The sequence below is a fragment of the Neptuniibacter sp. genome (genome assembly GCF_024231755.1).
Lineage (GTDB): Bacteria > Pseudomonadota > Gammaproteobacteria > Pseudomonadales > Balneatricaceae > Neptuniibacter.
Genome location: NZ_JAAEQH010000043.1, coordinates 1 through 20,114, shown reverse-complemented (window position 1 = coordinate 20,114; position 20,114 = coordinate 1). Strand labels below are relative to the sequence as shown.

Genomic DNA, 20,114 nt, shown 5'->3' with positions numbered 1-20,114 from the left:
GACACCCGCTTCATGCTGCTTGATGGCTTTGATGATTTGCTCTTCCGTGTAACGTTTCTTCATGTCGAGATCCCCATTTAGATCGTAGATTATCTGGAAATCTCATCGTCGTCATGGTGTTAAATTCGGGGGAAAGGTCAGTGCTACTTACATTAGTGATAGTGATAATGATCCCTCTGGGGGGAATATGACTAGCGCCTCAGCTCCAGATGAAATATGTGAGGACAGAAACCCAGGTGATGATGCCGTTTCTTTGCATGATTTGATGGATAGGGCAGGTGTACGTATGCCTCCAGGTCGTGCGGAAGGTAGCGAAGATCGTTATGTGTATTTGGATACCAATGGTAACCCACAAGAAATTCAGGTGTGCTTCCAATGGAATAACCCTCAGCTCGCTTCGGGTTCGGGTAACGTGATGGTGATTAAAGGTCTAACGCCAGATTTGGCGAGGGCGCTGGATCAGATGATAGATGGTAAGCCTGATGCTCGTGAAGGTGTATTTCGTCAGAGTGGAGTTGTGAATGATACCAACGGTGCCCCTGGTGTGCAGTGGGCCGCGAATAATACCCAGCTGAGAGCTGCCACTGGTAGTGCTACTGATACTTCCCGAAATAGGGATGAGGATCAGATCATCATTGTAACTGCTCATTACAAAATGGTTCAGTAAAAACGTTGCCATATAAAGGACTTTGTTAAATGAAAATCTCAAATAAAAAGCAAAAGGGTTTTACTTTAGTCGAGATGGCGATAGTGCTGGTCATTATTGGTTTGATTCTCGGGGCTGTATCCATCGGTAAAAACCTACAGCGAGACGCAGAAAATCAGAAGGTTTATCAAAAATTTGTTGCCGCATGGAAGCAGGTGTACGACCAGTACTATCAGCGTACCGGTGTGGTTTTGGGTGACAGCCAGGTGGCTCCTACTTATATGGTCAATGGCGATGAGGCTGAGCCTAATTTTGAAGACGGTGCTAAGGCTGGCTTGCCTTCAGAAGAGGCATACGACAATACGGGGCGTAGAATTTGTCATGGACAGGGTTATGCGGCTGGTGATGTAGGTGAAGGTGATCCTCAGTTGGCAGTTCAGGATCTGCATGATCTGATTGATCGTATCGGTTTGAGAATGCCTCCGGGCCGTGCTGAAGGTCAGGAAGATCGTTACTTGTATCTGGACAGCAATGGTAACCCAGCTGAAATACAGATCTGTTTCCAATGGAACCCTGATAAAACAATCAGTGGTGCTGGTAACGTGATGGTTGTGCGTGGTTTGACTCCGGATCTAGCTCGAACACTGGACCAGTTGGTTGATGGTAAGCCTGATGCATTGGAAGGACGTTTCCGCCAGCAGAATGCTGCCTTAAACAGTTCTGGTGATGTGACAAGTCAACAGCCAGGTGTTCAATGGGCTGCTAATAATACCTATGAACAGGGCACAGATAATACTGCGGGAGCTGAAACTACTGGCGATAATCAGGATGAAAACCGGATTATCCTAGTGACGGCTCACTGGATTATGGATCAGTAAGGGTCATCAATTATGTCGGCTTTTGCGAGTGGATCGCGATTCATAAAGTTGCTCCTGGTAGCTGTTGCTGCCGGAGCACTGGCTTTGAGTGCAAGCTATGCATGGCAGGCTTGGTTTTCTAAATTGCAAAGTGATAAGGATCTGGCTTTGCTTGAAAAACAGGTCCAGAGCTATGAGCGTTTAGAGGCAGTGCTAAGTTCCTATTCGTCCTACCGTCAAGGGCGAATAGAGTTAGCTGCAGATATGAAACGAAATCATATGATTGAAGATCGCTGGGAAAGCCGTCGAGTTCAAATTGATCATAAAGTGCTTGAGCGAAGCAGTGTGCAGGACTATCTGAATAGCCTTAATAAGGGGCGTGGGGTAGTTTTTGTGCCAGAAAAGTTTCAGCTTATGACTATTCATTCCAGGGATAGTCTGTTTCAGTGGCAAGCGGGTGATTCTAAGGAAATTGCGCTGACACTTGTCGGCAGATATTACATGAGGAAGTAGTGATGAAATTACCTCTGGATAGCCGGCTTGCAATTGATTTGGCTGGAAAGACCTATACGCTTGATGGCCGACAGCTGTCATTATGCGAAGATATGACCCAGATCTCTGGGCCGTTAATTGTACTATCTGATTTAAAGACCTCCCAATATAAGATTGAAACAGTATCTGCAAAGAAACGTTATGCTGCTGCAATACTGGAAAGGGAGTTACGTGAACGGGGGGATGTAGATGGTCCCTGTAAAGTTCACCTTGTCGATGCTAAAGCTACTTCAAATCAAACCGAGTGTTTGTATACCAGTGTAGAGGCAGAGGTATTTGCGGACTATTGGCAAATCTTAGATAAAAGGAGCGATCATTGCCTGATTGTTCCCTTCCTCGCTCTTTTGTTTAGGTATCTGTCAGCTAAAAAAGGCAATAGGGCGCTACTATTTCAGTATGGCCATAAAGTGGTATTACTTGGGGTTAGTGATGCTAAACCAGTTATTTGTCTCCAAGTAAACAGTACTGGAGATGAGCGGTCAGATTGGAGCCGCCCTCTGACATTTCTTGCAAATGAAATTCAAAATTCAGATGCAAAGTTTGATGAGGTTGAATGGCATTCCTGGGATCCTGAAGGGAGATTTTCTAGTCTCGAATTAGACCAGATGCTTTCTGAACAGCTGGATGTTCCTGTTGTTAAGGCGCCTGAATCTGATGTGCTGTATGAGAACGGTGAATTCAAAAGCTCTCTACCTTCGATTTTGAAAAACATTAAAGCATCTGATGCTATTGCTGATGCAAGCGGAGGGGTTTTATTTGGTGCAGAGCGTTTTGTGCCTTGGGCCGCTGCAATCGCATTGGGGGTTTCTCTTGCGTTGTTTTTCCAGGCTCAGCAATGGCAATCAGAACGTACTGAAAACCTTGAACGCTACTCAATGTTAAAGCAGCAGATCGATCACAATAGGTTCTCTTCAATGCAGCGCCAGATTGCTGAGGAGCCTGATAGCTTAGTGGCGGCACTGGGTAAACCAAATGTCGACCTGTTGAATCGGGTAGCTGCTTCAGTTGAGCGTCCTAGTTTGCCCGAGATAATTGTAAATATTAGGCAGTCAGTTCCTGATTCCTTACAGGTTTATGGTTTACGCCTCGATAGTTTCTCACCGGAGATTCAGTTCACAATCGAAGGCAATGCAGGAAAAGATCTTCAAACCGCGAATCAATCATTGGCGCTAATGTCGAGTTCTTTGCGTAAGCAAGGTTATACCGTTCGAGATAATGGTATGTTGCTCAAGGATGGAAACAATCTGTTTCAGATAGTGGTTTCATTAGAAGGAGGTCATGATGAAGTATAGCGGTGTTATATTGCTTCTCCTTTTGGTGGTCGCTGCGGCGTATAGCTATGACAAAATGAGTGAACCTCCTAGAGTGCTGGCAAACGGAACGGGGCTGGATGAAAGGAATATCCGATTAGCTATCCAGAAGGCTCAGTCTATAGCTGAACAGCAACCTCAGCTGGACAGTTTGCAGCAACGTATGTCTGTTGTACAAAAGTCCTCGAACGCGTTTGAGGTTTATACCAATCTGATTAGTCTTCCCCGAAAAGAAGTAAAAATTGTCCAGCCAGTAGCTGAGCCTATAAGGCCTAAGTTACCTACTCGATATAACTATACCCTCACAATGGTCTACATCGCTGCTGATGATAAATATGCAGTAATCAATGGTGAATTCTCTCGAGAAGGAGGGGTTTTAAGTAGTGGTGCCAAGGTCCTAAACATTTCTAAAGGCAAAGTTAAGGTTGTGAGAAGGGGCATTGTGCAAACTGTTAAGTTGAAAGGATCTTGAGTACCTCTGGTTTAAGTTCAGGGTCTAGTAGGATAAGGCATGCAGCAGATCAGTAAACTGATAGCTTGGGTTGTGATTATTGTTTTAACAGCCACTTTAGCTTATTTCGTAATGCAACTCCTTAGTAGGGACACCAATAAAGGGAGGGAGTTCTCACCTGCTCCTGTAACGGTAGCGCCACCTGTGCCTCCAGTTCCAATTAAAGAGATGCCATTAGTAAATGAGCAGCCCCAAGGGGTGCAACGTTTCGTTATCCATGGATCCGGGGAAGAAAAAACGACTAACGACACAATGCAAAGTTCAGATGCTCAGCAATTGGAAAGAGATCAAAGAGAGCTGAAGAAGCAGATAGTTCAGGACTTAAATCGACGATTGAGCAAACTATCTTACGAGCCAGGTAAAGTTGATACGCAAGAGTTAGACTCGATTTTGCAAGAAATGCAGAAGCTTCAGGGCAAAGATGGATTAGTGGGTGGTGTAAACATTAATGCGCTGCGAGAAACCATCCGCCTCAGCGATGAGATGCAAAAGCTGGCTGTAGATATACAAAGTCAGGCGGAAAAAGGTGAAGAAGCTGATTCCGCTTTATTGCTGCAGCAAAGTAAACAGATGGAAGGCCTGCAAAAAGAGTTGCTAAAGCATGGATCTCCAGAACAGTTAGTTCCGGGCGCCCGAGAATAAATTGATGCTGTTGGAAAGAGGGTACAGCTTAGTTGAAATGTCGCTTGCTTTGGTCGTGATTGGTCTTTTGGCAAGCGCAGGCTGGATGGCTTTAAAACCATCAGTTGAGTTGACGGAGCAGCTGAAACAACAGCAGTTTTTGAACAACGTGCAAGAAAAGATAGTGCTGTTTGCACAAAACAATACACGTCTGCCCTGTCCTGATGTGACGGGAGATGGTTGGGAAGATGGCTGCTCTGCAAATGATGACAATGTTGGTGCTTTACCTACTGCAACTTTAGGTTTGAATGAACAGGGGGCATTTTTCAGATCTTTGTTGTACGGGGTTTATCGTGGATCGGGATCTTTGGATCTAACCCAGTTAGCTGAGAGAACGGGGGATAACCCCGGAGATGCAGGTTATCAGACCATTACTGATTTGATTTTTGCATTGGACCAGTTAACTGGGGCAAGTATCGAGACTGGGCAAATATATGTTACCGGTGATGGGATTGATACGGGAGTTATAAATTGTACTTCTAACAGGGTTACAAATGTGGCCATCGCACTGGCTGCGCCTGGCGGTCGATCAATGAATGGCGATAGTAATTTATTTGATAGCGTTAATGCTTCTCTTAATCAAGATGGCACTAGCACTACGCCCTGTTTTGCATCACCCACTCAGATGAAGAATGCAAGTTATGATGATCAGGTTACAGTCATTAGTTTTAATGAACTTAAAGGTAAATTGGTCAACGTAAATAACTCAATGGCGAATTAAATACGGACAGACGTACTTGGAGCGGCAGTGAAAACAGCTGTGCAGATGTTGGTTAAAAATGGACTGGAAAATGGATAATAAAATACTTCGATTAGCCGCGGTGAGCACTTGTATAGTTGCACTGACAGCATGCTCTGCAAATGTTTCAAATTTCAATAAGAAGAAGCTCAAAGAAGTAGATGAAGAATCCCATGAACTTATCTCTGATCGTGTGGCGATTGAGTCAAAGAAGCTTTTGGAATACCAGGAAAAACTGTTAGCAGAGCTTACAAAAATTCAGCAGCCCCAAACCGAGCTTGAGCCAGTTGAACCTGAATACAATCCTTTGGATGCCGTAAATATCAGCGTTGATATTCAGGACGGCGATGTCCAAGGGTTGCTTAAAGCAATTGCTATGCAGGCTAAGCTTAGTTTGTTATTGGATCCTGAATTATCCAGCTTGAATCGCAAGATTACTCTTAGCCTGAACAATGTACCAGCCAGTCAGGTATTTGATCATGTTATGGATCTGCTTGATCTAAGTAGCAAAGTGCAAGGCTCAATCCTTATTGTGCGTCCGCATGAAGAGAAAGCTTTCGATCTCGACTTTTTGCAAAGCACCAGTCAAATGAACATCAATATGGGTGGCGATGTCTTTGGCGCTAACGGAGATATTGGGGGAGATGGTGGTGGCAGTAGTTCTATGACCGGCAACCTTAGTCTGACAGGGAGTGGTAATCAGTTAAATGATCCGTATGAAGAATTGGATTCAATGCTTCAAAAGATTATCGGAAAAGCTGAGAATGCAGATGAAAATGAGGCGGTACCAGGTGTAGAAAATGTAGTAAGCCGAGGGGGGCTGGCTGGTGGGCAAGAGGAGAAAGGGCAGCAAGCTTTTTACTCTTTGAATCGCATGACGGGAACCCTTTTTGTTAAAGCGCGCCCTTCAAAAGTTAAAATAGTTTCCGATCTGGTGGAGCGTTATAAAGATACTTTGGGCCGTCAGGTGCTTATTGAAGCGCAAATACTTGATATAGGATTGAATGAGAATTTCAATTTCGGTGTTGATTGGAAAATTCTCAGATCTGATGTCGCTGCATCTCTAGGCTCGCCAATTGAGATAGGCAGTGCAGTATCTGGCTTCCCAAATGCGGCGATACCAGGCCGTACTATCACGATCCCAGGCCAAACCGTTGGTAGTGATACGTCATCTCCATTCTCAGTGGGGCTGAACAGTGATCATTTCTCAGCAATTCTAGATATGATGCAGCAATTTGGTACGGTTAGAGTGCTATCTAACCCAGTTCTTAGGGCAAAGAATTCCCGTCCGTCATTTATTAGCGTAGGTCGAAATACTAGCTATATTGCGGAATCTTCAGCAACAGTTACGACGAATGGAGGCTCTTCAACGACCACTGCAGACGTAACGACAAGTGCTGTTTTTGATGGAATTATCCTAGGTGTAGAACCTTTTATCGCTAAAGATGGAAAAATACACCTTACTGTTCATCCAATGCAGTCTGAAGTGAACGATACCTCGCTAGCCCTGGTTGATGCCGGAGGTGGTACCAAAGTAACGCTACCGGTTGTTGACTTTAAAGGTTTGACTACCTCTCTTTCTCTAAACTCTGGGGATACCGTTATCCTAGGGGGCTTAACGGATGAAATCGCAACAGATAGCGGTGGTGGTATTCCTAGCTTGTCAGACATTGATGGGTTAGGCCGAGTGTTTGGTAGCAACTCTAATTCTAAGACTGCTCGTGAGCTTGTAATAGTGCTTCGTGTTACTCGACTATGAGTGTAATTTTTGATGCTCTTCAGAGTCAGCAGACACCACCGGAAGCTCAGGCAACTGGATCGGGGGTGCTGACTTCGGGCATTGTTGTGGCTGAAGACAAAAAGTCGAATGCCTATTGGGGCTTGATCAGCATAGGTACTGTTGCTGCAGGATTGTTAATCTGGGCAACTGCTTTTAATGATCTTTCGCCTCAAAGTGAAAGTGTACTAGTGCCGATGGAAACTCCTAAAGCTGAAATGACAATTTCTGCTATACAAGCTGGGATGACGAACACTAATACGCAGAAAGCGGAAACTGTCACTTACCAGAAAAACGAAATTGAAAATTCTGGAATAGAGGTGAAACAAGTCATTTCTCCAGATGCTCAAACAACGGCTGTTGCTACTCTCTCCGCGAGTGCATCCAAGCTAAGCACAATTTCTGCAAAAAACGATCTAGTCGAGACCACGAAAGGGGAAACACCTCGTGTTTATCCTCAGGTTAAAGTGGTCGCTTCAGTAAAGCCTCAACCGGTTGAACCACAACCAAAAATTTCGTCATTATTAACTGCATCTGCTCGTTCGCAACCGCCTGCTAACTCAACAAAGCTTGAGCAACTAACTACTACAAATAAAGCTGATGCACTGGAATCAGATAAACCTGTGAAGGGACTTGATCAAATTGCAGTGGAAAGGTCGGAAGTACAAAAATCAGTTAAGTCTGAACCTGTCGAAGTAATAGCGCTTAAAGTTACCGAAGCAAAAACTGATTTGGTTAGGGATATTGCTGTTAATAGTACGCAAGAAACTGCTCGACCACAGCAGGATAAGCCGAGAACAGCAGATCAAGTTGTAGAGAAAAACACTCCCCCGATCAGGACTGTATCTGAAGATGACTCGGGTGATGTGCCGTATACAGTAGCCTTGGTTAAATCTGCAATTCGATCAGGTTCAATTACAGAATCTGAGATGCATCTTTCGACACTGGAAAATATGGTGGGCTCCGACAGTTTGATTTATATGAGGCTTTCCGCATACAAACTGCTCACCGAAAAAAATAACATAGAAGCCAGCTTGGTATATGCAAAGTTATTACGTGAACGACCTGATGACATGGAAGCTAACTTGAATATGGCGTTGCTAGAAATTCGAATGGGCAAAAATAAAGCGGCACTACACCGATTACAAAGATTAGAAGCTTTGTACCCGGATTCGAAACAGGTCACCAGGTATTTAAAAGTTGTAAGGGGGAATTATGGATAACCCTCAGTACCTGTCGCGTATCAATCTGGAATTCAATCCATTCCCCGTAACGCCTGATGCATCTCATTATTTCAGGTCTCAAGCTCTGGAAATTAATCTGGCCGAGTTAATGCACTGCGTCGAAGCCAGAAAGGGCTTTATGCTTGTAACGGGCGATATAGGAATGGGTAAAACAACGCTAAGTCGTAAGCTCATAGCGGAACTTAAGAGTGACGGTGCTCATGTTGCTCTTGTATTTAATAGCTTCTTGCGTGGTGAATCTCTTCTAAAAGCGATCAATACAGATTTTGGCATTGAACCTATTTCAGATTCCATCGATGAGCAACTGAAAGCACTGAATAATCATTTACTCAGTCTTTTTCAGCAGGGTGGCAACTGTGTCATCTTAATCGATGATGCCCAGCACTTGGATATTGAAAGCCTTGAGCTTATTAGGCAAATATCGAATCTAGAGACTAATCAGCACAAGTTAGTTCAAATCATTTTAATTGCGCAACCTGAAATACTACAGACGCTTAACCTAGAAGAACTTAGGCAGCTTAAAAGTCGAATTGCTTTACATATTGGACTTAACCCTTTTAGCGAGAAAACTATCCAGGATTATGTAAGTTACCGGCTGAATGTTGCAGGTAATAACGGTCGTATAACAATGACTCGTTCAGCGCTAAAAGAAATCACCCGTCTAAGCAGAGGTTACCCACGCAAAGTAAACCTTCTTATGGACCGTTGTTTATATATTCTTTCTTCAAATGCCCGCTACCAAATAAATGAAAGAGACGTTGAAACGGCTAATGATGACCTTGGCTGGGATCGTGTAAAAAGCAGTAATGGGGCAGGAAATGTAGCAATGTTTTCTTTTGCTTCAATTGTCTTACTGGCAGGAGCCTTGCTTTATTTTGAGCCAGCATTGTGGCCAAAGTTGAAAAACATGTTTTCCCCTGAACCCTTCTCACAGAGCGAAAAAATCAGCTTTGGGGAAAAGACCCTGAATACTAGTCGCGAAGGCAGCATTAATGACGCAACTCTTAATTTGGCTTCATCGGTAAATAAGAAGGAAATAAATAATCCGGCTGAAGTGGGAGATGATGCAATCAATGCTGCTCCTGATGATGCTGGTCAGAGTGAGGATCGTGAAGTCGATCTGAAGAAAATAGAAGAAAGTGGGACATTAGCGGTTCGAGAAAACACTCCTCTCACAGGCGATAATCGTACCTTCTCTGCAGCGGAGTTTTCCGACAATTCGGGTACAGAAGCGATTACTGAAGAGCAAAAATCACCAGAGCAAACTGACTTCGCTGATATTAAAAAGGCTGCTTCAACATCAAAAGTGGAAGAAAGCACTGCGAAACAAACGCCAGAAAATTTATCCGAAGCGTCATCGGTTAATAAGCGTGATGAAACCATTGATGCTTTTCTGCAGGTATATGGTCTAGAGAATCTCCATGATGTGTTTATGGATGCGGTTAAAGACAATAAGTTCTATACATTTCAAGAGGCTTTGCAAGATACACCTTGGCGCTTAGTTATGAGCGATAGAGCGTTAACTTCGGATAAGATTTCCTCTGCAGTCTACAAATCACCCGATCACCCCAAATGGATGTTCTTATGGCAGCCTACGGTTGAATTAGGGCCACTGATATACGGTGAATACTCGCCTGGAATTAAGAAAATTCAGCAAGTTTTATCCCAAAAAGGTTTTTATAAAGAAATTATTGATGGCGTGGTTGGATCAAAGACAAAACTTGCTATCGCGCGCTATCAAAAATCTATTGGCTTGCCAGCGACGGGCGAGCCAGATTTGTTGACCCTGTCGCAGCTCGTGCTACCCGAAGAAAAATATAATAGTGAATGGTTGAGCCGGAATGAATAAGGAAATAGATAAAAAAGTATTTCGAATAGGTGATTCTTTACTGACTGAGGGGTTTGTTAGTGAAGAAAAAATGGCCATAGCACTCCAGAAGCAGCAAGTAACGGGTGAGAAGTTAGGCGAACTGCTTGTTCGGCTGGGTATTGTTTCTGAGTATGACCTTGGTCAGGTTTTGGCTCAGCAGCGAGAGCTTGAATTTTTGGATATCGAAACGATTGCCTCCCCGGCCAAAGATGTGCTGGGACTGTTCAACCAGCAATTCTGTCTGCGTCGTTCTTTTTTACCTCTGAAGATAGAGGATGGTTTACTGCATATCCTCATTGGTAACTGTGATATTGAGGCCGTATTACAGGATATTGTTCATCAAACCGGTTTGAACTGCGTCGTTTTTCAAGGTGAATTCAGTAAAGTTCAACAATCTATCCGCCATTTCTATTTCTTCTTTGATCATCCGGTAGAGGATTTGTTTCAGAGGGAGATTAAAAAGCTAGCGAAGGATACAGATCAGGTTATAGCCCCTGATAATCTGATTGAGCATTTATTGCATTTAGCAGTCAAACAGCGGGCCACAGATATACATATTCAACCTGAGCAGAAAAGCTTGCATATCTCATTTCGAATCGATGGGGTTTTGCGACCGATTTTTGCTTTGCCGAATGAACTTAAGCGTTTAATTGTAGCTGTGAAGATGGCTGCAAATATGGATATCTCTGATACGTTGAGGCCTCAGGATGGCAGCTTCTCGGCTGATATTCTTGAGACCTCATTTGATGTGCGTGTGTCGACTATAGTGACGGATTTTGGCGAAAACATGGTATTGCGCCTTTTGCCAAATGGAATGCATGTAAAAGGATTAAGCCAACTTGGTTTTTATCAAACTGATCTTGATTTGATTAACTCGTTGTTTGCTCATCCGCACGGAATCCTTCTGATGACAGGGCCAACAGGTTCTGGCAAAAGTACCACCTTACACGCAGGGTTACGTTGTCCTGGGATGGAAAGTAAAAACATTCTTACGGTTGAGGATCCCATTGAGTACAAATTACCGATCATCAACCAGACACAGGTGAACAGGAAAGCTGGATATAAATTTGATTCAGCCATTCGTCATTTTCTACGTCATGATCCGGATGTGATGTTGGTAGGGGAGATTCGAGATAACGAAACGGCAAATGCAGCAATCACGGCAGCTGAGACAGGTCACCTCGTTCTATCAACGCTTCATGTGAACAGTGTCTTAGGTGTTGTTTCCCGTCTTCATGCTTTAGATATTCCGCCTCAAATGGTTGCTGACACGTTAATTGGCGTAATCAATCAGCGACTAGCCAGGAAAATCTGCAATCATTGTAAAGAAAGCTATGAACCATCGCCTGAAGAGCTTGAATATTTCCAGGGTCGAGACGTTTCAGTTTTATATCGAGGTGTAGGTTGCAAGCACTGTGATGGCAGTGGATTCATAGGCCGATTGCCTGTTTATGAAATTATGCAAGTAACTCCTGCACTAGCTGCACAAATTGCTGCAAAAGCTAATCGAGGGCAACTGGCAGAAACTCTGGCCACTGAGAATTTTGTACCTATCGGGAGTGTTGCTCTAAGGCGGGTTGAGGAAGGTGCGACCACTTTAAATGAAGTGATCAGGCTGCTGGGAAGTAGCTTGAAAGGGGGCTGATATGCGTAGTTTCTATTATCAGCATCTACTTCCAACAGGGCAACTTAAAAGCGGTATTGAAAAACTTGCTTTTGATAATCCTGATTCTGCGCGGCTGTATATGGAGCGCCGGAGTAAAGTCACTGTTGTTAAGCTGGTCATGATGCCGGCTTGGACTACTTACTTTTTGGATTTTATGCGGCGTTTTTTTAGTCCACCGATGAACCGAGAAGAACAGGTGGACTTTTTCCATAACCTTGCAGTAATGCAGCGCAGCGGTATTCCAATAGTTGATGCTATGGAAGAGCTTGCTTCGGAAGATTCAAACAAGCCCACGCGGAAAATTGCAAGTGAGGTATTAGAAAGTTTGCGTTCGGGGGCTAGCCTTAGTGAAAGTTTGGATCGGCATTCGGATGATATTCCGGTAACTGCAAGGCATTTGGTAGAAATTGGGGAAAGTTCGGGTAATCTGGATCGCACGCTGATGGATGCGGCCAATCATCTAAAACGGATTGGACGGATCCTGAAAGATACTAAAAGAGTAATGATATACCCTGTATTTGTCTTTCTGAGCATTTTTCTGGCGGCACTATTTTGGATTGTGTATGTCATCCCGAATATCGCTGATCTTTTCCGTCAAATGAAAGTTGAGTTACCAGCTATCACTCGTTGGGTTCTCGAATTCTCCGAAGGTTTTAGTGCAAATCTACTTTGGGTTGCTGTGATTTTAGTTGTGGTGTGGCTGGTTTTTTTGAGGCTAAAACACCGTAGTCAGCGCTTCAGGTATAGGTATCATCAGCTCTTGTTAAAACTCCCAGTATCAAAAGTGCTAATAAAATCCTCTTCGCTGGCTTTTATTACCGAATACCTCAGCCTCCTGATCTCTTCAGGTATCAGCATTGTTGAAAGTTTGGCAATTCTTGAAAGGTCGGTGAAAAACGAAGTTTACAGAGAGAAAATCAGAAAGGTTCACGAAGGTGTTAGTAAAGGCAATAGCCTCAGTTCTGAAATAAGAGCTCAGAATGCCTTTCCTGGTTTTGTCGCCCGTATGATCAGTGTCGGTGAGCAGAGTGGTAATCTCGACCAGCAGTTGTCTTACTTAGCAGAAGAATACAGGGAACGTCTTGATCATGTTGTTGCAACGATCTCTGAGATTATTAAACCACTTGTCATGCTACTCGCAGGTGCATTGTTCATTCTGATGATAGTGGCGTTGTTCCTGCCAATTTACCAGTTGATAGGCCAGGTGAACTAAGGGGACGTGATGAGGGATCAGTCAATGCATAAGACTGAAAAGGGATTTGGTGTCTTGGAGGTCTCGATTATTTTGAGCCTTCTCGCGGCTCTAGCTGTTGTTTTGGTGGTTAAATCTCAGCAGCAAGACAAGCAAGCGCTTCAGGAACAAAGAGCGCTTTTACATGTTGCTGATAAACAGCTTATTAATTTTGTGGGCTTTTATGGGCGCCTGCCATGCCCTGATACCACTGGTGACGGCGTAGAGGATTGCGGTGGCGCATCCAAGGGTGAGTTGCCATACATTACATTAGGTCTGACCTTAAAAGGTTATCGATCGGGCGATGCACCTTTTAAATATGGCGTATATCGTAATGCGAGCACTACTACAGTGGCTTCATCGCAATTATTGAATGACGATGCTTCTGTTACCGAGCTTATATATAGTGCGGATGCGGATTTAGCCGCCTCAACAAACCGTTATGAGCCTGCCGCAGCAAATACCAAGCTTTATTATTCTAATAGCAGAAATACATTAGATTTCTGTGTGGGGCTACAGAATGCGGATACCCAAGCGGACAGTACATCAAGGTTGTACATTCAAAATGGTGCGTCCAACTATAACGTTGCTTATGCATTAGCTGCTCCTGGCAGGCATGATGCAGATGGGAGCAATGGAATCTACGATGGACTTAACGGGCAAAGTGCTAATGTAGGTTTCGAGGCTGCCAGCCGCCAGCATCAGCCTTCAACTTATGATGACCGGGTGCTGTCGCGTGGTTTTGCAGAGCTACGCGAGTTGATGCAATGTGATGTTACGATCAACTCTCTGAATCTTATGGCGAATGCTTATATGGTGCAGCAGGAAGTAATCGATCAGGCTGCGAGTGCAAGAGACGATACCGTTAAAGCGGCGATTTTGTCCGGTGTGAATGTTGCAATCAATATAGGGAATTCAGCAATTGCCGGGGTTGACCTGGCTAATGCCATTGCGGCGATGTCAGCGGCAAGTGCAGCATTATCCGGAGCTGTTGCCTCATGTGCGGTGCTAGTGGGTTGCGCATTGATACCGGTTTATTCAGCTGCTGTGGCAGCTGCTGGGACAGGTATAGCGTTATCTGGGGTTGCTTTGGGTGCATCCGTAGCGGCTGTTGTCGCACAAGGTGTAGCTACCGGTATGTATATCGCTGTGGCCATTAGAGCAGGAGCAGCTGCTGATTCGGTTACGGAAACGGACTGGGATGCAAAAATCGCTGAGCAGCAGGCGTTGAAAACTGATTTGGAAAATGAAAGGGATCAGGCTGAAGATAAACGCGATGCTAGCTTAGCTGAATATCAGGCTGCAGAGCAATACATCAATGCGGATCCTGGTGGAGCATTGGCTAACATCGATGCTTATATTACTGCTAATCAGGGGCCAAGCGGTGCTGGTAATCCAAATCAGATTCCATCTGATATACCCGCTTTAGTACAAACTATGTACAGTGCCTTTGAGGATTTCCATACCAAAAAAGGCATCTACGATCAGATTAATGGCGAGTATCAAAATTTACAGCGCGAGTGTAACGATTGTAACAATGCTGTTGATACGGTTTTATTATCAGAATATCAGGAAGTGAATGGAAATTATGAACTTGTTCCTGTGCTGGATGGTGATGGTAACACGTCTGTAGATCCGGCAGCTTGCCCTGTAGGGTCTGGTGGCCAATATCAGCAATGCCTGGATGCTATCGCCAAAAATTCAGAGCTATCTACGGCACTAACTAATTTAAATACATCTAAGTCGGCACTCTATACGGCCAGAAATAATGCAATGCAAGCGGCGGCCGATTTTCAGGTGCATTCCCAGGATCCTATTAGTGGTGATGATGTCTACACGCCATGTTCAGCGGCACCAGGCTGTTTCTCTGACCTAGGCCAGTGGATTGATAATACAGCCAGTGGTTTTGGTAATTATTCGGCTTCGGGTGACTTGCTTGAACCAGAGGGAACAGTGGATGGAGATGGAAATGTTACCATCACAAGAGAAGGTCATTACTATCTTGATTATTTAGTCAAAAAAGATACTTATGATTCCAATGAAAGCTCTTATCAATCCAGTGTGCAAGCTGTCTCAGAAATAGATACAGCTATTGCTGGTTTGCAATGCGCTAAAGACGGCAAAGACTATATAGATCGCAACTTTGATGCTACCCCTGGCCCCGGTGAGCCTGGACATGTTTATGATTTTGCTTGTGTAGATCCTTCTGAAAACAATAACCCTCAAGCTGCTGTTTATGCACAGGATGCAGGGGGAATTCTCTCATCTGCCGATTGGCAAGGAGTTTCTGAATGATCTGCAAATCTATTAAAGGCAGACAGTCAGGGTACAGCCTTATTGAACTGTCGGTCTCTATTATCGTAATTGGTGTGATTGTCGCTCTGATTTTTGCGTTGGTACCCAATTCAAATAACCTTCTTGAGAGAGATAAGCAGGAAGAACGCTTCGAAGAAGTTAGTGCTGCCTTGAAAGGCTTTATTCTTAGTAATAACCGCTTGCCCTGTCCTGATACTGATGGGAATGGTACTGAAGATTGTGCGGCTAACGCACAAGCGGGGGGAGTTCCCTATACGACTCTGCAGTTAGGAACTCAGGTTCGGAATTCAGCAGGGGTACCTTTGGCTTACGGTGTTTACAGGGCTCCATCAGTAACGAATAGCGCTGATGCGGATCTGGCTGTCCATAAAAATAGATTTGATCCGGCTTTCTTTAGATATAATCCAGCTATACCTGATCTAAGTGATCTTCCTCCTACCCCGGTTCTAACAAACTTGGGCAATGATAACGGTTTAGATTTCTGTTGGGCATTAAGAAATGCAATTGCAGCAGCTGATTCGGCCAATAATGCTCATATTTCACCAACATCACCGCTTAATCAGGCTTATATTCTTGCGGGAGCGGGTTTCTTTGATAAAGATGGAAATAACTTAGCATTTGATGCTGGCAATCAGGGGGGGGTGTCGGGTGCTTTTGAATCACCGTTAAAGGCTGAAGATAGTAGCTATGATGATGCGGTCTATTCAATGGGATTTCATCAGCTTGCAGGTGAGCTGAGTTGTCACTCCTCCATTGCTCATGTAAATGCTCTGGTGCGGAGCGCGGATGCTGCGGAGGATATCCGCAGACTTGCCGTTTACTATGCAAAGTTCCGAGAGTTTGCAGTTAGAGTTGCTCGACATAATAGAGAACAGGCTGTTTTTGGGACTATTGTTGCTACAGCTGATTTAGCGATAGCGGCAGGAACAATGGCTTCAGCTATAGCGGCGGGTATTGAGAGTTTTGGCGCTGCGGCTGCAGTTACTATAGGCTTGGCTACAGTCGCAACAGGCTTGGCCATTGAGGCTGAAATCAGTGCGATTGATGCTTTATCGCAATCAGCGGAAGATGTAGCTACCGCTGAGTCGGAGCGTGATTTTGCAAATACGGCCAGTACTAATGCGACAACTTATGCGACACAGGCCGCATCAGCAGCAATTGCATCTGATCAGAGAGGTTTCTATCAGTGAAGAAGCAAAGTGAAGCAGGTTATAGCCTAGTAGAACTCTCTGTTGTAATAATCATATTGGGAGTTATGACAGCAATAGCTGCAACGCTACATGTTATTAGTCTACAAGAGCAAGAAGATGAGCAATTTCAAATGCGCTCAGTTGCTGTTGATAATGCTGTACTAGGTTTTATTTTTGCGAATGGGCGCTTACCTTGCCCAGCAAGCAATGCTGCAGGTATTGAGAACTGCGCATTAGAAGATGGCTTTTTGCCTCATAGAACCTTGGGGCTAGCAAAGGTATCTAGGGATACTGCAGGTGTGCCTTTACGTTTCGCTATTTATGATCGTATCGCTGTTGCAGGGTTGGGAATTGATAGCAACCTGGAGATGGGGAGGTACAGAGATCGTTTCAGGCCTTTTATGGCTGATCAGTGGTCGACTGGACAGCCCGTTACTGGTCGTATGCAGACGTTAAGCAATGCCAATGATATGGACCTGTGTCAGGCCGCGCAATATGGTTCAACGATAGGTACAGATGGGGTGAATCTGGAGGCTGGAACACAACCTGTGGCTTATCTGTTGTACTCATCAGGGAGTGGAGATGCCGATGCTAGTGGTAGTTTACTTGATGGTAGCAATGCAGATGGCAATCTGTCATTTAATAGCGTTAAACGTATTGCTAGTGCGGCAGATGATGACCGAATTAAGGTCATGTACTTTAGCCAGCTTTGGCAATTATTAGGCTGTAACTCAATTATCTCACCTGTTGGGCATGGGCACCCAAATGCTGCTACTACAGGTGCAATAATGCAACGGTCGTTAGAAGATTATTTAGAGCAGATGGAAATAGTGCGAGATATTGCTGACGCTGATATTGCCGCTGCCACAGCAGTAATAGCTGCAGCAGCGGCTGGCGTGGCTGCAGCTGCAGCGCAACCTCCGATAGGGACTTCACAAGCCTTGGTGACAGCAGGGGCAATGGTGCCCGCTGTTGTAGCGTCAGCGGCCTCTGTGACTCTCGCTGCAGGTGGTGCTGTTGCTGCTGCTGCAACGATGGTAAAAGCGGTTTTAAATAAAGTTGAGGCTGATGCACTAGTGGTGCATGTTGAAGATGTGTTAATCCCTGAAATCAACGCCTTATCGAGCTCAGTAAGAGCTAATGCGCTTGCCGCCGATGCGAAAGGGATCTATACCCAATAATCATGGAGTTGTTATGAAATACTATGTAGCTAAACCTCAGAACTCCTTATATAGGAAATGTCAGAGTGGTTTTACGCTGATAGAAATGTCGATTGTGCTTGTGATTGTGGGGCTGATTATTGGTGCTGTATCTATTGGTAAAGATCTTCAGAGAAACGCTGAATATCAGAAAGTAAACTCTCGGTTTGTGCAAGGTTGGGCACTGGCTTATCAAGCTTATTACCAGAAGACAGGCATAGTATTGGGTGATAGTGCATCCAGCCCAACACTACGAGTTGATGGAGCAGATGCAACTCCTGGTGAGATCTGCGGCTCTCAGCTCTATGGATTTATGGATGCTGCTGGTATCAAAATGCCGGGAGGGCGAGCTGAGGGATCTGAAAGCTTTGAGGTATATTTGGATAGCAATGGTAACCCGCAACAGGCTGAGGTGTGTTTTCAAAGTGTAGCTTGGGCAATTCCTGCGTCTACTGGCGGAACTTATGTTGCCAGAAACCGTAATGTACTGGTGTTGAAATCTGTAACACCTGACCTAGCGCAATTTATTGATTCTCAAGTGGATGGTCATCCTGATGCTCGTTTTGGGGATCTACGTGAAAACTCCCAAGCAGGTGTTGCTGCGACTACAACCTCTCAAGCTTGGAGTGTTGATAATCGTATGAAATATGGTGAGACAACTGCTTCTAATCTTGATGAATCCCAGGTTGCTGTAGTGACGGCTTACTACCTGATGGAAAACTGATTTTTGTGAGTGGTTTGAGTTTAACGTAAACATCACAATTCAAATTTCGTTCTGCAAAATATTTCTTTATACTCCAAAGAAGCTGCTCAGCTGAAACGGGGTCTCTTTTTCTATTGTTGAGATTCCTTTGGTAGCGGAGCTCTCTCCAATTTATGTCTCTGAAAGTAAATGGATCTAGATCTTATTTTAAAGCCGGTTAAATTGTTGGTAACAGGCGCCAATGGTCAGGTTGGTACGGCCTTAACGCGCCTAGCTGAACAGGATGGCTTTTTTGAGATTGTTGCACTGAGCAAATCTGATCTCGATATTACTGATGCCGAACAGATTCAGCAGAAATTGGCGGACCATCTGCCAGATTATGTGGTGAACTGTGCGGCGTTCGATCATGTGGATGAAGCGGAGCAACAGTCCGGGCTTTGTTATGCAGTTAACAGTGATGGAGTAGAGAAGCTTGCTTTGGCATGCGGTGATCTATCCATTCCGATGTTTCACTTATCTACCGATTATGTGTTTGATGGCCACTATGCCAGTGGTTACACCGAAGATGATGAAGTGGCCCCACTGGGAATCTACGGTGATAGCAAATGGCAAGGCGAGGAAAGACTGCGTCTCGTATTGCCGGAACATATCATTCTCCGTGTTAGCTGGTTGTTCAGCGAGCAGGGCAACAACTTTGTGCTAAGAATGCTCGATGCCGCACGTAACGCAAAAGAATTGGAAGCGGTGAGTGATCGTCGTGGTTGTCCGACCTCTGCTGTTGACGTAGCGCGCGTCATTCTTGCTATGTTGAAGCAGATCCGTAATGGGGCTGAAGCTTGGGGTACCTATCATTACTGCGGTGCTGAGATTACTAATCGATACGACTTCTGCAAAGAGATCCTGATTGCGGCGGGTCATTACGAAAGTTTTGAGGTTGAGCAGTTGGTGCCTATCTCAAGCAAAGATTATGTGACTGAGGCGCTGCGTCCGAACACTTCTGTGTTGATCTGTAAGAAGCTTTTAAGTGTGTTCGGCATCCGTCAGCGCCCATGGCGACAAGAGTTGCAGTGGCTGATGCGTAATATCTACGAATCCTGATCAACTCCTCTTAACTCAATCCGGGCAAAGGGTTGTGGCTTAGCGCAACCGAGACAATATAAGCGAATGTGCAGAGCGCGCCGAAAAATGCGGCAATCTTAATCGTCTTTGTTTTCCCTCTTTTGATCACCACCGTGCCCAGGGCTATATACAGGCATAGGGCCAATACTTTAGCGGTTAGCCAATGATCAATAAAAGGATATTGCTGTAGTTTGATTGCGAGGGTTATAGCACTGACGAGTAAGATAGTATCGATAATGTGAGGTACTATCTTGACCCACCTTTTCTGTAGTTCCTCTGGATAGTAGAGCGCCCATGTGCCACGAACCAGAAACAACAACAGGCTGCAGGCAACAGCGGTTAGATGAATATGTTTAATCGCTAGATAGCTCATGTTGTGCTCCCGGTACTATCAGATAAATGCTGTTGTGTGGATTTTATGCTATTTTAGCGGGTCTGACTTGAGCGCCAAATACTATAAAGAAAACAGATGGCTGATAACAAACAAACGGATAAACTGGTTG

18 protein-coding genes are annotated in these 20,114 nt (G+C 44.7%); 17 read left to right on the top strand and 1 reads right to left on the bottom strand.

From position 1 onward, the window contains the following. The first annotated feature begins 187 nt into the window (after positions 1–187). The 17 genes from GY843_RS01435 (at position 188) to rfbD (ending at position 19,590) form a co-directional block, all read left to right on the top strand. Entirely contained in the window at positions 188–667 is a 480-nt protein-coding gene (locus tag GY843_RS01435) for a hypothetical protein (RefSeq protein WP_297305941.1), read from the top strand. 29 nt (positions 668–696) lie between these two features. After that, positions 697–1,524, top strand: coding sequence for a prepilin-type N-terminal cleavage/methylation domain-containing protein (locus GY843_RS01430; RefSeq protein WP_297305940.1), 828 nt, complete (start codon positions 697–699; stop codon positions 1,522–1,524). A gap of 12 nt (positions 1,525–1,536) precedes the next feature. Next, positions 1,537–2,016: a hypothetical protein gene (locus tag GY843_RS01425; protein ID WP_297305939.1), complete on the top strand. Its 480-nt coding sequence runs from the start codon at positions 1,537–1,539 to the stop codon at positions 2,014–2,016. A 2-nt stretch (positions 2,017–2,018) separates the two neighbouring features. Further along, positions 2,019–3,347 (top strand): hypothetical protein, encoded by a 1,329-nt coding sequence (locus GY843_RS01420; RefSeq protein WP_297305938.1) that lies wholly within the window; start codon positions 2,019–2,021, stop codon positions 3,345–3,347. Then, positions 3,334–3,837: a hypothetical protein gene (locus GY843_RS01415; protein ID WP_297305937.1), complete on the top strand. Its 504-nt coding sequence runs from the start codon at positions 3,334–3,336 to the stop codon at positions 3,835–3,837. Before GY843_RS01420 ends, GY843_RS01415 begins: the two co-directional genes overlap by 14 nt. A 39-nt stretch (positions 3,838–3,876) precedes the next feature. Continuing rightward, entirely contained in the window at positions 3,877–4,518 is a 642-nt protein-coding gene (locus GY843_RS01410; protein WP_297305936.1) for a hypothetical protein, read from the top strand. Positions 4,519–4,522: 4 nt separating this feature from the next. After that, the gene (locus tag GY843_RS01405) at positions 4,523–5,278 is read left to right on the top strand and encodes a prepilin-type N-terminal cleavage/methylation domain-containing protein (RefSeq protein WP_297305935.1); all 756 of its coding nucleotides are present in this window, start codon (positions 4,523–4,525) and stop codon (positions 5,276–5,278) included. Between the two features lie 70 nt (positions 5,279–5,348). After that, the gene (mshL, locus tag GY843_RS01400) at positions 5,349–7,055 is read left to right on the top strand and encodes a pilus (MSHA type) biogenesis protein MshL (protein WP_297305934.1); all 1,707 of its coding nucleotides are present in this window, start codon (positions 5,349–5,351) and stop codon (positions 7,053–7,055) included. Beyond that, positions 7,052–8,296 (top strand): lipopolysaccharide assembly protein LapB, encoded by a 1,245-nt coding sequence (locus GY843_RS01395; RefSeq protein WP_297305933.1) that lies wholly within the window; start codon positions 7,052–7,054, stop codon positions 8,294–8,296. The genes mshL and GY843_RS01395 overlap by 4 nt, the downstream gene beginning before the upstream one ends. Continuing rightward, positions 8,289–10,166 (top strand): ExeA family protein, encoded by a 1,878-nt coding sequence (locus GY843_RS01390; RefSeq protein ID WP_297305932.1) that lies wholly within the window; start codon positions 8,289–8,291, stop codon positions 10,164–10,166. The genes GY843_RS01395 and GY843_RS01390 overlap by 8 nt, the downstream gene beginning before the upstream one ends. Beyond that, a complete protein-coding gene (locus tag GY843_RS01385; RefSeq protein ID WP_297305931.1) occupies positions 10,159–11,832 on the top strand; it encodes a type II/IV secretion system protein in 1,674 nt (557 codons plus the stop codon). Before GY843_RS01390 ends, GY843_RS01385 begins: the two co-directional genes overlap by 8 nt. 1 nt (position 11,833) lies before the next feature. Beyond that, positions 11,834–13,066, top strand: coding sequence for a type II secretion system F family protein (locus tag GY843_RS01380; protein ID WP_297305930.1), 1,233 nt, complete (start codon positions 11,834–11,836; stop codon positions 13,064–13,066). Between the two features lie 24 nt (positions 13,067–13,090). After that, positions 13,091–15,379 (top strand): hypothetical protein, encoded by a 2,289-nt coding sequence (locus GY843_RS01375; RefSeq protein ID WP_297305929.1) that lies wholly within the window; start codon positions 13,091–13,093, stop codon positions 15,377–15,379. Further along, on the top strand, positions 15,376–16,590 hold the full coding sequence (locus tag GY843_RS01370; RefSeq protein WP_297305928.1) for a prepilin-type N-terminal cleavage/methylation domain-containing protein: 1,215 nt from the start codon (positions 15,376–15,378) through the stop codon (positions 16,588–16,590). Before GY843_RS01375 ends, GY843_RS01370 begins: the two co-directional genes overlap by 4 nt. Beyond that, positions 16,587–17,771, top strand: a complete 1,185-nt coding sequence (locus GY843_RS01365) for a type II secretion system protein (protein ID WP_297305927.1) — start codon at positions 16,587–16,589, stop codon at positions 17,769–17,771. The genes GY843_RS01370 and GY843_RS01365 overlap by 4 nt, the downstream gene beginning before the upstream one ends. A 13-nt stretch (positions 17,772–17,784) precedes the next feature. Then, the gene (locus GY843_RS01360) at positions 17,785–18,513 is read left to right on the top strand and encodes a prepilin-type N-terminal cleavage/methylation domain-containing protein (protein ID WP_297305926.1); all 729 of its coding nucleotides are present in this window, start codon (positions 17,785–17,787) and stop codon (positions 18,511–18,513) included. Positions 18,514–18,681: 168 nt separating this feature from the next. Beyond that, positions 18,682–19,590 carry a dTDP-4-dehydrorhamnose reductase gene (gene rfbD, locus GY843_RS01355; RefSeq protein ID WP_297305925.1) on the top strand — a complete coding sequence of 303 codons (909 nt, stop codon included), beginning with the start codon at positions 18,682–18,684 and terminating at the stop codon, positions 19,588–19,590. Positions 19,591–19,600: 10 nt separating this feature from the next. On the opposite strand, the gene GY843_RS01350 is transcribed toward rfbD, so the two are convergent. Continuing rightward, positions 19,601–19,984, bottom strand: a complete 384-nt coding sequence (locus tag GY843_RS01350; protein WP_297305924.1) for a SirB2 family protein — start codon at positions 19,982–19,984, stop codon at positions 19,601–19,603. Positions 19,985–20,114: the final 130 nt, after the last annotated feature.